Genomic DNA, 12,635 nt, shown 5'->3' with positions numbered 1-12,635 from the left:
CAGCCGAGGAGCAGTTCGCGACAGCCGGCGGCTACCGACAAACCACGGCAGCCGCCCTTCGACGGCGGACCTCAGATCCGGTAGTCCGAGGGCCTCTGGTCGAGGCGGCTCGGATCGTCGATCGGGGTCCGGGACTTCGGAAGCCGATTGCGTGTTCCGGTGTGGTGGAAGAGCAGATTGAGCAGCACCGAGACGAAGGCGGCCATGGCGACACCGCTGCCCAGCAGAGAGGCGGCGCTCGACGGCAGCTGCGAATACATGCCGGGAATGAGCACGGGCATGAGCCCTGCGGCCAGGCCCACAGTGGCGGTGATGAGGTTGCCTGTCTCGTTGAAGTCGATCTTCGCGAGCATCTGGATGCCGAGCACGGCGATGATGGCGAAGACGACCACGGCGGTCCCGCCGACGACGGCCGACGGTACGCCGTTGAGGATGCGCGCCACGGGGCTGAGGCCGATGAGGATGAGGATGATGCCGGCGATCGCGGTCACATACCGACTGCGCACGCCCGAGGCGCGGACGATGCCGACGTTCTCGCCGCTGGTGACCATGGCCGGTGTGCCGAAGATTCCGCCGAGCGCAGTGATGATGCCGTCGGAGCGGATGAGACGAGGAACCGCACGACTGGGTTCGACCTCCTTCCCGACGATCTCGCCGTTGATGATCGTCTGTCCGGTCGCCTCGGCCATGGAGGCCAGTGCCCACAGCAGCATCGGGATCGCGGCGATGAGATCGAACTTCGGTGAGCCGAAGGGGAAGAGGACCGGGAACGCGAACAGCGGGCCGTCGGCCTGACCGGAGAAGTCGGTGGCGCCCATGAACGCGCCGACGACGGTGCCGCCGACGAGTCCGACGGCCACCGAGAGCTTGCCGAGCATCCCGCGCAGGAACCGGAAGCACAGCACGGTGATGGCGATCGTGATGAGGCCGAGCAGCAGGTTCTGCGGGTCACCGAAATCGGGGGCATCCGCTTCGCCGACGATGAGCTTTCCGGTGACCTGGACGAGGTTGATGCCGATGACGATGACCATGATGCCGATGACCAGCGGCGGGAAGAACTTCAGCACCTTGACGAACAGCGTCACCGCGAGGATGTAGAACACACCGGTGAGCAGCACGGCGCCGACAGCGGTCTCGACATCGGTGCCCTGGGCGATCGTGATGAAGAGGATCGTGGCCGCGCCGCCGGGGAGCATGACGAAGGGCAGCCGAACACCTATCTTCCACACGCCCACCGACTGCAGGATCGACCCGAGGCCGGAGAAGACGAAGACCGCCGACAGCACCGCCGAGGTGGTCGCCGTGTCCAGGCCGAGCGCAGTGGCGATGAGGAAGACCGAGGAGATCGGAGTCGCCACCATGACCAGCACGTGCTGGATCGCGAAGGGGATCAGCGTGTGGACCGGTCGGAGCCGATCGACGGGATGGATGTCGGCATTGGGCGCTGCGGTCATGGCACTGCTCCTCGGGGCGCATCAAGATCATCGGCCCGCACATCAGCGGCCAAATCGATTTGTTCAATCGTGCATCGTGCCGCGGACGGTGTCAACACTCGGCCGGAATCCGGACGGTTCGAGCACTGAAAGCCGCTTGTGTCGGCGCTCAGGCGAAGGCGAAGCTGAGGGCGAGGAAGGTGCCGAAAGAGGCGAAGGGGGCGACCGCCGCCGCGGCGATGGCGACGATTCCGAAGGTGCGACCGCGCCCGGTGATCGTCGAGACGATGCCCATGACGATGGCTGCGGTCCCGAGGCAGGCGCACAGTGCCTGAAGTGCGACGAGGCCGATGGCCAGCCCCTGGTACCAGTCGGGTGTCTCGGTGAAGTAGTAGCCCGAGGCGGCCTCGGCGGGGCCGACGGTGGCACCGAGGAGCGCCGAGGCGGCCAGAGTCAGGACCGTGGCGAGGATCGACAGGATCAGGACCGTCTTTCCCAGAGCAGGCGACTCCGCCGGATCAGCGGCACCGGCCGCACGGGTCGTACCAATGGCACCGGCCGTACCGGCGGCACGGGTGGCGCCGGCCGCCCGTAAGCGCGGCGCATACTCGCAGTGATCGAAGCCGGCGCCGGGGGAGGAGTAGATCAGCGGGGCGTGAGGACTCGGGCTCCGCGGCTGCTGTGCCGCGAGCTCATCATCGGTCGGCTGCGGGTAGGTGAAGTCCGGCGAGGTCATGCCTCGACGCTATCGACGCCGAGGCGGCCCGGCCCATGCGGCTGTCCTGCAGGGAGGGTCGGGAAATCCTCCCTCCTGCGCGATCTCCAGGCCCTCCCTTCGGCGCCTCCGCGAGGTGGGCGGCGTTCACGGGCGATGGGCGACGATGAGGAATCGCTTCTGCGTGACCTCGATGGGCTCGGTCGACTTCGCGAGGCTCCCCAGCACGTCGAGATTGGGCATCACGGAGAAACCCGGAACGTCCCAGGGAATGTAGGCGAGGTATTCGATCACCGCCTCGACGTCGGTGAAGCACATCGTGCCCTGCCACTTCCGTGCCGCATCGATCGTCAGGCCCTGACTCTCGACCTCGTCGAGGCAGGGTTCGAGCTGCTGACCGAGGTCGCCCAGTCCGCCCCCGAAGAGATCCCGGAACTCCTGGGCTTCGGTCCCATCGACCTGCTGGGTGACGAAGCGGCCTCCCGGTGCGAGCACGCGGCCCACCTCGGCGATGTCGTAGCTTTCGTGACGGTTCATCACGAGATCGAACGTGCCGGCATCCCAGGGCATCTCCGGATGGTGGTCGCTGTCGTACCTGGTCACTTCGACCCCGTATTCCCGCAGCGCCGAGGCGGCCAGCGGAACGTTCGGCTCCCATCCCTCGCTCGCGGTGATCGTGGGCGCGGATTCGCCGGGCGGTCTGGCTTCGTCGAGGCGGTCGATGAGGTCGATGAGGCGCTCGCCGCCGCCGGTGCCCATATCCAGGCAGCTGTTCGACTCGGCCATCGCGTCGAGGCAGATCTGGTCGAAGTCCCACGGCGGGTCGTCGGCGATGAGGCGACCTGCCAGCGGGGAGAAGTCCCACCCCGTCATCGCTGCAGTGTCATGGATCCACGCCCATCGCTCGTGGCGCTCTTGAGGCGTCTCGCCACGGGTGCGTCGTCTGTCGGCATATTCGGGCATGTTCACACTCCTCTGCCGGACGGTTCGGCACCTCCGCCGGCACCGATGCCGTACTTCGACTCTAGGCCAGACCTGCAGCTCATGCACGAGGAATCGCGGTCTTTCTGCGAAACACGGCGGGCGCGACGCCGAATCGGTATCCGAATCCATCCGCGCGCGGCCCTTGGGCAGTCGTCTCCACCCGAATTCGGCGCTTGGGTGGGAGAAAAGGGCTGATCTGGCTCGTGGATTCTCCGCCCAAAACGCCCACCCAAGAGCTGTGGAAGGCGCAGGACGGTCTCGCCGACACCCGCTACGGCAGGCAGGCGCCCCGATCCCGACCGGATGTCGCGGCCTCGGGTCTCGCGGCCGGAAGTCCACGGCGCACGGGCTCTCGACGGTGGCGGAGTCGCTTTCCAGAGCGGGTGCCGGATTCCTGCCGCCGCAGCCCTGTTGCCCGCAGAAAAGAGTTAATGTACCTTAACTTCATGAACGTCGATTCCTCCTCCGCTGTGCACACGGACGGGCGCGGCCGGAAGAAGAGGATCTCCACGGTCGCTCTGCTCGGTCCGGCCTTCGTCGCCGCCATCGCCTACGTCGATCCGGGCAATGTCGCGGCCAACCTCACCGCCGGCGCCGAATACGGATACCTGCTCGTCTGGGTGCTCGTGGCCGCGAACCTCATCGCCGTTCTCGTCCAATACCTGTCCTCGAAGCTCGGTCTGGTGTCCGGGAAGTCCCTGCCGAGCCTGCTCGGCGAGCGACTGAGCCGCAGGTCCCGACTGGCCTACTGGGCGCAGGCGGAGATCGTGGCCGTCGCCACCGACCTCGCCGAGGTGATCGGCGGCGCCATCGCCCTGAACATCCTCTTCGGCCTGCCGCTCCTCCTCGGCGGGATCATCGTCGGAGTCGTGTCGCTGTTCCTGCTCTCGATCCAATCCACCCGCGGCCAGCGCCCCTTCGAGACGGTGATCATCACCCTGCTCGCAATCATCGCCATCGGCTTTCTGGCGGGCCTGTTCGTCGGCGGCGTGGACTGGGGACAGGCCGCCGGCGGAATCGTCCCCCGGCTGGAGGGCACGAACTCGGTGGTGCTCGCGGCGAGCATGCTCGGCGCGACCGTGATGCCCCATGCGATCTACCTGCATTCGGCGCTGTCGGTCGACCGGCACGGCAGAACGCCCAGAGCCTCGGTGCCCCAGCTGCTGCGAGCCAGCCGCTGGGATGTCGTGCTCTCCCTCGTCATCGCCGGCTCAGTGAACATCGCGATGCTGCTGCTGGCCGCCGCCTCGCTGCGCGGACAGGACGGCACCGACACGATCGAGGGCGCTCATGCGGTCGTGACGGCCAACCTCGGCGAGGTCGTGGGGCTGTTCTTCGGCATCGGTCTGCTCGCTTCGGGCCTGGCCTCGAGCGCGGTCGGCTCCTACGCGGGAGCGTCGATCATGCAGGGGCTGCTGCGGGTCGATGTGCCGATCGTCTGGCAGCGGGCGGTGACGATGATCCCCGCCCTCATCCTGTTAGGGGTCGGCGTCGATCCGACCTGGGCGCTCGTGCTCAGCCAGGTCGTCCTCAGCCTCGGCATCCCGTTTGCGATGATTCCCCTGGTCAGGCTCACGATGAGCCGGACGGTGATGGGGCAGTACGCGAACGGACGCTGGATCACCGTGGTCGCGGTGGCCGCCTCGGCGCTCATCATCGTCCTCAACCTCATCCTCATCGTCCTCCTCGTTCTCGGCATAGACTGAGAGTGGCCGCACGCGCGACTTCCCCGGTCCGAGTGCCGCGCGTGCGGTCCTCAACCCCGCCGAGGCGGCTCTCCGTCGCCCGTGCCACCGCCCTCGGCGAGCCCGCTGACCTCCCGTGACCCCGCCGAGGCGGCAGACAGCGGTTCCGCTCACCCGACCTGACCCGCGCCGAGCCGTCGCCGCCGGCGCCGGGCGGACACACTGCGGCCGATGAGCCCCTGGCGTGGGGCGAACAGATAGACGAGGAGGAAGATCGCCCCCTGCGCGAGTACGACCATCCCGCCCGAGGCCGTGTCGAGGTAGTAACTCGAATAGAGGCCGATGAGCGCGCACAGGACCGAGACGGCCGGGGCGATGAGCAGCATCCGCTGGAACCGGTCCGTGAGCAGATAGGCCGTGGCCCCGGGGATGATGAGCATCGCCACGACGAGGACCACTCCGACGGCCTGCAGTGCCACGACCGAGGTCAGGGCGAGCAGCCCGAGCAGGACCGCGCCGAGCACGCGCGGATTGATCCCCAGGGCATGGGCATGGGTGGGGTCGAAGGCATAGAGCGTGAAATCGCGGTTCTTGGCCACGAGCACGGCCAGGGTGATCACGCCGAGCGCAGCCACCTGCACCAGCTCCGTGGCCGAGACGCCCAGCAGATTGCCGAAGATGATGTGGTTGAGATCGACGTGCGAGGGCGTGACGGAGATGAGGACGAGGCCGAGCGCGAACAGAGACGTGAAGACGATGCCGATGGCGGCGTCCTCCTTGATCCGGCTGGTGTCACGCACTGCGCCGATCAGCCCGACGGCGAGGAAGCCGAAGACCACCGCTCCGAGGGCGAAAGGTGCGCCGAGGACATAGGCGAGCACAACCCCCGGGAGGACGGCGTGGGAGACGGCATCGCCCATGAGCGACCAGCCGATGAGCACGAGCCAGCACGAGAGCAGGGCGCACACGATCGAGGCGATGAGCGTGGTCGCCAGGGCCCGGAGCATGAAGTCGAAGGCGAAGGGCTCGAGGGCGAGTTCGATGAGGCTCATGCCGCATCACCGCCGCCGGCCGTGCCCGTGAGGTCGAGGCCGAAGACCAGGGCGAGGTTGTCGGGACGGAGCACCTCGGCCGGGGAGTCGTGGAGCAGCACTCGCCGCATGAGAAGGACTGCCTCGTCGGCGAGGTCCGGCAGCGCATGCAGGTCATGGGTCGACACGAGCACCGTCACCCCGGTGGCCGCGAGCTCCTTGAGCAGCCGGACGATGGTGGCCTCGCTGCGTTTGTCGACCCCGGCGAAGGGTTCGTCGAGCAGCAGGATCCTCGCTCCCTGGGCGATGCCGCGAGCGACGAAGGCCCGTTTCTTCTGCCCGCCGGAGAGCTGGCCGATCTGTCGGTCGGCGAAATCGGTGAGTTCGACCCGCTCGAGGGCCAGGTCCACGGCCTCGCGATCGGCCCTGCGGCGAATGCGCAGCGGGCCCATGTGCCCGAAGCGTCCCATCATGACGACCTCGCGGACCGAGACCGGGAAGTCCCAGTCGACGTCCTCGCTCTGCGGGACATAGCCGAGCAGTCCGGCCCGACGGGCCTTCGCGGGGGACTCTCCGTTGATGGACACACGTCCGGAGTCGGGGGTGACGATGCCCATGATGGTTTTGAACAGCGTCGATTTGCCCGAACCGTTCATCCCGACCAGGCCGCAGATCCGGCCGGGCTCGAGTGTCAGGCAGGCGCGGTCGAGGGCGAGCACATGCCCGTAGTGGACGGTCGCCTCGGCGACGGTGATGGCGGGAGTGCTCATGCCTGGCCTCCCGTCAGCGCGGCAGCGATCGTCTTCGCGTCGTGGCGGATGAGGTCGAGATAGGTCGGGACCGGGCCGTCGGCGTCCGAGAGCGAATCGACGTAGAGAATGCCGCCGAATTCGGCGTCGGTGGCTTCGACGACCTGATCCATCGGGGCCGAGGAGACCGTGGATTCGCAGAAGACGGCTGGAACCTCGTTGTCCTCGACGAAGCTGATCGCCGAGGTGATCTGTCCCGGCGTCGCCTGCGATTCGGCGTTGACCGGCCAGATGTACTTCTCACTCAGTCCGGCGTCCCGGGCGAGGTAGGAGAAGGCTCCCTCGCAGGTGACCAGCGCGCGCTGGGACTTCGGCAGCCTCGCCAGGTCGTCGACGAGCTCGTCCTGAACCTCCTGCAGCTGCTCGCCGTAGTCTTCGGCGTTGGCCGAGTAGTCATCGGCATGCTCCGGGTCGAGCTCGGCGAAGGCGTGGGCCATGTTCTCGGCGTAGATCTGGACGTTGAGCGGACTCATCCAGGCATGCGGGTTGGGTTTGCCGGCATAGGCGTCCCCGGTGATCGACAGCTCGTCGACGCCCTCGCTGACGACCGCGTGAGGGACGTCGATGTCGTCGACGAACTGGGAGAACCACTGCTCGAGGTTGAGTCCGTTGTCGAGGACGAGGTCGGCCTTCGCGGCCTTGCGGATGTCTCCCGGCGTGGGTTCGTAGCCGTGGATCTCCGCGCCGGGCTTCGTGATCGATTCGACCTCGAGGTGATCGCCGGCGACGTTGTCCGCGATGTCCGCGAGCACCGTGAAGGTGGTGAGCACCATCGGTCTGTCACCGGCGCCTTCGGCCGTCGCAGTGCCGCCGCAGGCGCTGATGCCCAAGGCGAGTGCGGCCGCAGTGGCGACGCCGAGGGCTCGGGGGATCGGGTGTGTGGAGGGCAGGGTCGGTGTGCTCGGACGGCTGGGTCGGCCACGGGAATTGCATTGCTGGGACACGAGGGCTCCTGGTTCGACGACGGGGCCTGGATCAAAGTTAAGGTACGTTAACTTTAGATCGTGACCTGAGGAAAGCCAAGTCGTGTCGCACAGCCTCGCCGAGGCGGCCCTCGGTCGGAGAGGTGCCCGGGTCGAGCAGGTCGGGGCGGATCGGCCGCCGCCGAAGCCTCAGTTCTCGCGCAGGTCGATCGGCCTGACCAGGACGCGCGGGTGCGAGCGCACCCACCACGGGCGAGGCCGCCCGGCGGCTGCCGCGGCTCGGCGCTCGGCACGAGTGGCGTAGCGGTAGGTGAAGACCCGGACACGGATGAGCTCCGGTGCCTCGCCGTCGAAGGGGTCGGGACCCATGAGGCGGCGGATCTGCTGATCGCCGGAGCCGATATGGCGCAGAAGTTCGGAGAACCACGACTGCCGATAGTCGCCGAGGGCGGCGAACCACATGAGCCAATCGAGCCGGAGGTGGTAGGGCGCGACGAGGGGGCTGATCCGTGCGACATCGCCGGGTTTGCCCTTGAATCGATACTCCCGCCACCCCTCGTCCGCAGGCAGATCCTCGTCGGTGTCGTGGCCGTCACCGACCTCCCCGCTGTCCTCGCCCGGATCGATCCAGCCCTCGATGATGATCTCGTTCCGGGTCTCGGTCATCGACCCGAACGCACCGTAGGCATTGCCGAGGCCGAGCCGGTTGAAGCTCGCGTTCATCAGCTGACCGGGGGAGAAGAGATTGCGCACAGCCGGCACATTGAGACAGCACTGCCAGGCGACGAAGACGAGCACGAGGACCATCCACCACACCGGGGAAGGACCGGTGCCTGCGGACGGGCCGATCGCCTCGGCGCCGGCGGATCCGGTCACCTTATCGACGACGGAATCCCAGCCCCAGCCGGGGAAGGGGCCGCCGACGATCCAGCGGAAGAACGAATCGCTGATGCCGGAGCAGGCGATCAGGATCGTCGCCCAGTTCAGCCACGCGTAGTTGCCGGTGATGACGAGCGCGAGTTGGGTGATGATGATCGCCGCGGCCGCGAACGAGGCGATGGGCTGGGGCAGGAACAGCAGCCACGGTGCGATCAGCTGCACCACATGGCTGCCCAGCGTCTCACCGCGATGCCACCAGGCGGGCGTGAGGTGGGCGAGCCGGCTGAGCGGATTCGGCATCGGCTGCGTCTGATGGTGGTAGTCCATCGCGGTGAGGTCGCGCCAGGAGCTGTCGCCGCGCATCTTGATCATGCCGGCGCCGAACTCGACGCGGACGACGAACCAGCGCAGCAGCAGGATCATCGGCAGGGTGGGAACCACCTCATGGGAGCCGAGGAAGCCGACGAGGAACCCGGCCTCGAGCAGCAGCGATTCCCAGCCGAAGCCGTAGAAGCGCTGCCCGATCGACGTGATCGAGAAGTACAGGGCCCACATCGCCAGGAACACCGGGATCGGCACCCAGGCGGGACCGGCTTGGGGCAGGCCGATGATCGCCGAGGCGGCCAGGACCATTCCGATCACGCTGACGAGCCGGAGGCGGCCGTCCGAATACGGAAAGCGCTTCCAGCGGAAGATCGTCGGCGCCTGCTCGGCAGTGGTCAGCGCGATGAAGCGTGGGGCCGGGGTCAGCCCGCGCTCGCCGAGGAGGGCCGGGAACTGGGTGAACGCGGAGAGGAAAGCGATGAGGAACAGGACGCCGAAGCCGCGTTGGATGATCTCGCGAGAGATCGTGTAGTCCTCGGCGCTCAGCAAGGACAGCACCGCGGTCATGTCCACGGCGATCACCTCCAGGTTCGTGCGGCGTTCTCGGCGTCCCTGTCTCGACTATGGTGCCCAGCTCGGCATCGCGCAATACCCGTGATGAATGCGCCGAGGCTGCCCCCGAGATCGGGGGCAGCCTCGTTTCGGTCCCGGTCAGGGCGCCGAATGGGTTCGGTGTGCGTGCACGATGCCGCTCACTCGTGTGCCGGTTCGGGCTCCGGTTCGATCTCTTCGACCTCATCCGCCGAGGTGGGGACCGCTGGGATCGAGTCCGTGGCCGGCGGTGCCGGCGGGGTGACGACCGATTGGTAGGAGTGCTCGTGCGAGTACGCGAGGAACGACAGGTGGTTCTCGTAGCGGTCGAGGACGTCGTCGATGATCTGCTGGGAGCTCAGCCCCATGAGGTCATAGCCCTCGGAACCGGTCTGGGTGAACACCTCGATCCGGTAGTAGACATCGTCGCCGCGCGGTGCATTCCGGGCGCCGAAGGACGGCACATTCGCCTCGACGGCTGCGGTCTCGTAGTGGAAGTCGCGCTGCTCGCCCATGTCGACGTTGAGCGTGTGCGTCGTGATTCCGGTTTCCTCGTCGAGTGTCTGGAGGTGCTCGACGGTGTAGCCGAGTTCGCGGAACTCTGCGGCCACGGCCGTCAGTGAGGGTCCGACCACCTCGGCGACGAAGCGGGCGACGGACTTCTGCGACGGATAGGAGCGCAGCGTCGCCAGACGCTGGCGCCAGGTCTTCTCCGGTGCGCGGCCGCCGTGGGCGGCGACGGTGCGGCGTCTGCGGATGCGCCCCTCGCGTTCGGCGCGCTCCATTCGCAGCACCTTCGAGAACGAGGCCATGACGAGGTAGGCGATGACCGTCACCGGCAGAGCGAAGATGAGCGTGGCGTATTCCATCGTCGTCACCCCGCCGGCGACGAGCATGGCGATCGTGAGCACGGCGGTGACGAGCGCCCAGAAGATGCGCAGCCACTTCGCCCCGTCCTCCTCCGGGTTCGGGATCGTCGAGGAGAAGTTCGACATGACCATGGCACCGGAGTTCGCGGACGTGAGGTAGAACAGCAGCCCGGAGAGCGTGGCCAGGCCGATGAGGAAGGTCGCGCCCGGGAACATCTCGAGCAGCGAGTACCAGCCTTCCTCAGGTGAGTCGATGGCGAGCTGCGCGAACGCATTGTTGCCGCTGAAGACCTCGGACAGCGCCGAGTTGCCGAAGATCGAGACGATGATGAAGTCGCAGAGGACGGGAGCGGTGATCGCGGCGATGACGAACTCACGCAGCGTCCGGCCGCGGGAGATGCGGGCGAGGAAGAGCCCGACGAAGGGGCCCCAGGCCAGCCAGAACGCCCAGAAGAAGAGCGTCCACGCGCCCATCCATTCGGAGCCATCGCTGACATAGGCGAAGGTCGACAGGGTGCGTTCGGGCAGGGTGAAGACGAAGCGGCCGATGTTCTCGACCATGGCGCTGAGCAGGAACGCGGTCTTGCCGGTGACGAGGATGTAGAGCATCATCGCCGCGCACGACCACAGGTTGAGCTCGGAGACGAGCCGGATGCCCTTGTCTACGCCCGAGGTGCAGGCGGCCACCGTCATGACGACGGCGACGAGGACTAGTGCGATCTGCAGGGCGAGGCCTTCGGGGAGTCCGAAGAGCATCGAGAAGCCGACGTTGAGGAGGACGACGCCGATGCCCATCGAGGTGGCCACCCCGAACACGGTGCCGACGAGGGCGAAGATGTCGATGACATCGCCGGTGGCTCCACGCACGCGCTTGCCCAGCAGCGGGTAGAGGACCGCGCGGATCGACAGCGGCATGCCCCAGCGGTAGGCGAAGTAGCCCATGGCCATGCCCAGCAGCGAGTACATTGACCAGCCGGCGATGCCGTAGTGGAACATCGTCCACACCACGGCGTCCTGAGCGGCGGCCGCGGATTCCGGATCGGCGTTGACCGGTTGGAGGTACTGGGTGATCGGTCCGGTCACCGAGTAGAAGAGCATGTCGATGCCCACCCCGGCGGCGAAGAGCATCGCGACCCAGGTGAAGAGGTTGTACTGGGGGCGGGAATGGTCGGGACCGAGGCGGACCGAGCCCTCCTTCGACAGGGCGACCCAGAGGACGAAGCCGATGACGACGGTGACCGTGACGACGTAGAACCAGCCGAGGTTCTCGGCGATCCAGTCGACGGCCATCTTCATCGTCGACTGTGCGGAGCTCGGCATCACCATGGCCCACACGGAGAAGGCGAGGATGATGAGCGAAGCGATGATGAACACTCGCCAGTTGACTCGCGAACCACGTTCGTCGGAGAGCTCGGCCGGCCCCTTGCTCATCTCCGAACTGTCGATCGGCGCGCGCTTGTCGGGGTCGGTGTCTCGGCTGACTCTGGTGGCTGGGTCGGTGCCGCCGAAGCGTTCTCGTTCGACGACCGGGCGTTTCAACGTCTCTTCGTTCGGATCCTGCACGCATCAACCTCCGGTAGGCAAAAAGTGGACAGGGCCCGAAAAGGGCCCGGTCCATTCTATGGGTGGAGGAATCTCACGGGGACATCACCCCCTGTTCTCAGGAAACCGGGAGCGTGTCAGGGTGGCTTGATGGGCAGCGGCATCAGGGGCCGGGTGAGTGCTGTAAAACGGCGGAATTGCTCAGCTGCGGTGTCGGCCGGTCAACCCGTTGACCGTCACGACGAATCGGTGCGCCTCGGCGGGTGCGGTCTCTTCGAGGCGCAGCGACGAGCCGAGGTGCAGTTCGACCGTCACCGTCGCACGGTCGCGGAAGTGCTCCGAGCGCGCCGTGCTGATCTGCCGGGAGGCTGCCTGGGAGAGCTGGGTGATGGCACCGCTGTCATCGGTGCGCACCCGCAGGATCCGCAGGTCGGTGAGGATGAGGTGATCGGAGACGAAGGGCGGCAGGCTCTGCAGGTGTGCGTACTCGACCTCCCCGGGGCGGAACAGAGCGGTCGGGGATGAAGTTCGGGCAGTCGTCGACCGCTGCGTCGGTGCCGAGCGAGGGGACGCCCGGCGTCTCATCGCCAAAAGCGGCGTCCTGGCAAGAATGCGGAAGAGGCCAGTGCGCGAGCCGTCCGGGCCCGCAGCCGCACGCCCGGTGGCAGGGCCGGCGGATGGGGGCACGTAGTGAGCGGGGTCGGAATGGGGAGTCATAACTGTGATTCTGGCAGTCCCGCCTCGGCGGCGGGCGGTGTGCAGGTAATGGTTTCGCAACATGTGTTCCCGATCGCCCATGGGATACTGAAGGCATGCGTGCAGGTGAAGTGTCCGAGGTCAGCCAGGATTA

10 protein-coding genes are annotated in these 12,635 nt (G+C 67.1%); 1 reads left to right on the top strand and 9 read right to left on the bottom strand.

Annotation, left to right across the window (positions count from 1 at the left end; genetic code table 11):
* Nucleotides 1-71: 71 nt before the first annotated feature.
* The 3 genes from IHE57_RS14175 to IHE57_RS14165 all read right to left on the bottom strand — a co-directional run bounded on the left by IHE57_RS14175 (nucleotide 72) and on the right by IHE57_RS14165 (nucleotide 3,111).
* Nucleotides 72-1,454 (bottom strand): uracil-xanthine permease family protein, encoded by a 1,383-nt coding sequence (locus tag IHE57_RS14175; RefSeq protein WP_209374096.1) that lies wholly within the window; start codon nucleotides 1,452-1,454, stop codon nucleotides 72-74.
* Between the two features lie 148 nt (nucleotides 1,455-1,602).
* On the bottom strand, nucleotides 1,603-2,169 hold the full coding sequence (locus IHE57_RS14170; RefSeq protein ID WP_209374094.1) for a hypothetical protein: 567 nt from the start codon (nucleotides 2,167-2,169) through the stop codon (nucleotides 1,603-1,605).
* Between the two features lie 126 nt (nucleotides 2,170-2,295).
* Nucleotides 2,296-3,111 (bottom strand): class I SAM-dependent methyltransferase, encoded by an 816-nt coding sequence (locus tag IHE57_RS14165; protein ID WP_209374092.1) that lies wholly within the window; start codon nucleotides 3,109-3,111, stop codon nucleotides 2,296-2,298.
* Nucleotides 3,112-3,578: 467 nt separating this feature from the next.
* Between IHE57_RS14165 and IHE57_RS14160 the strand changes: the two genes are divergently transcribed.
* Nucleotides 3,579-4,838, top strand: a complete 1,260-nt coding sequence (locus tag IHE57_RS14160) for an Nramp family divalent metal transporter (protein ID WP_209374090.1) — start codon at nucleotides 3,579-3,581, stop codon at nucleotides 4,836-4,838.
* A gap of 149 nt (nucleotides 4,839-4,987) precedes the next feature.
* Here the strand turns inward: IHE57_RS14160 and IHE57_RS14155 are convergent, their stop codons facing one another.
* The 6 genes from IHE57_RS14155 to IHE57_RS14130 all read right to left on the bottom strand — a co-directional run bounded on the left by IHE57_RS14155 (nucleotide 4,988) and on the right by IHE57_RS14130 (nucleotide 12,502).
* A complete protein-coding gene (locus tag IHE57_RS14155) occupies nucleotides 4,988-5,869 on the bottom strand; it encodes a metal ABC transporter permease (protein ID WP_209374088.1) in 882 nt (293 codons plus the stop codon).
* On the bottom strand, nucleotides 5,866-6,618 hold the full coding sequence (locus IHE57_RS14150; protein WP_209374086.1) for a metal ABC transporter ATP-binding protein: 753 nt from the start codon (nucleotides 6,616-6,618) through the stop codon (nucleotides 5,866-5,868). The genes IHE57_RS14155 and IHE57_RS14150 overlap by 4 nt, the downstream gene beginning before the upstream one ends.
* Complete coding sequence (locus IHE57_RS14145; RefSeq protein ID WP_366933979.1) at nucleotides 6,615-7,529, bottom strand: metal ABC transporter substrate-binding protein; 915 nt, start codon at nucleotides 7,527-7,529, stop codon at nucleotides 6,615-6,617. Before IHE57_RS14145 ends, IHE57_RS14150 begins: the two co-directional genes overlap by 4 nt.
* A 240-nt stretch (nucleotides 7,530-7,769) precedes the next feature.
* The gene (locus tag IHE57_RS14140; RefSeq protein ID WP_209374217.1) at nucleotides 7,770-9,350 is read right to left on the bottom strand and encodes a lipase maturation factor family protein; all 1,581 of its coding nucleotides are present in this window, start codon (nucleotides 9,348-9,350) and stop codon (nucleotides 7,770-7,772) included.
* Nucleotides 9,351-9,535: 185 nt separating this feature from the next.
* Entirely contained in the window at nucleotides 9,536-11,806 is a 2,271-nt protein-coding gene (gene betT, locus IHE57_RS14135; protein WP_209374084.1) for a choline BCCT transporter BetT, read from the bottom strand.
* Between the two features lie 180 nt (nucleotides 11,807-11,986).
* Nucleotides 11,987-12,502 (bottom strand): hypothetical protein, encoded by a 516-nt coding sequence (locus IHE57_RS14130; RefSeq protein WP_209374082.1) that lies wholly within the window; start codon nucleotides 12,500-12,502, stop codon nucleotides 11,987-11,989.
* Between the last annotated feature and the right edge of the window lie 133 nt (nucleotides 12,503-12,635).

The organism is Brevibacterium renqingii (assembly GCF_017808105.1).
Taxonomy (GTDB): domain Bacteria; phylum Actinomycetota; class Actinomycetes; order Actinomycetales; family Brevibacteriaceae; genus Brevibacterium; species Brevibacterium renqingii.
This window is presented reverse-complemented; position numbering and strand designations above follow the sequence as displayed.

What these genes read in the sequence shown, in the direction of transcription:
- IHE57_RS14175 (WP_209374096.1), bottom strand. Translation starts at nt 1,454, where the DNA reads ATGACCGCAGCGCCCAATGCCGACATCCATCCCGTCGATCGGCTCCGA.
- IHE57_RS14170 (WP_209374094.1), bottom strand. Translation starts at nt 2,169, where the DNA reads ATGACCTCGCCGGACTTCACCTACCCGCAGCCGACCGATGATGAGCTC.
- IHE57_RS14165 (WP_209374092.1), bottom strand. Translation starts at nt 3,111, where the DNA reads ATGCCCGAATATGCCGACAGACGACGCACCCGTGGCGAGACGCCTCAA.
- IHE57_RS14160 (WP_209374090.1), top strand. Translation starts at nt 3,579, where the DNA reads ATGAACGTCGATTCCTCCTCCGCTGTGCACACGGACGGGCGCGGCCGG.
- IHE57_RS14155 (WP_209374088.1), bottom strand. Translation starts at nt 5,869, where the DNA reads ATGAGCCTCATCGAACTCGCCCTCGAGCCCTTCGCCTTCGACTTCATG.
- IHE57_RS14150 (WP_209374086.1), bottom strand. Translation starts at nt 6,618, where the DNA reads ATGAGCACTCCCGCCATCACCGTCGCCGAGGCGACCGTCCACTACGGG.
- IHE57_RS14140 (WP_209374217.1), bottom strand. Translation starts at nt 9,350, where the DNA reads ATGACCGCGGTGCTGTCCTTGCTGAGCGCCGAGGACTACACGATCTCT.
- IHE57_RS14130 (WP_209374082.1), bottom strand. Translation starts at nt 12,502, where the DNA reads ATGACTCCCCATTCCGACCCCGCTCACTACGTGCCCCCATCCGCCGGC.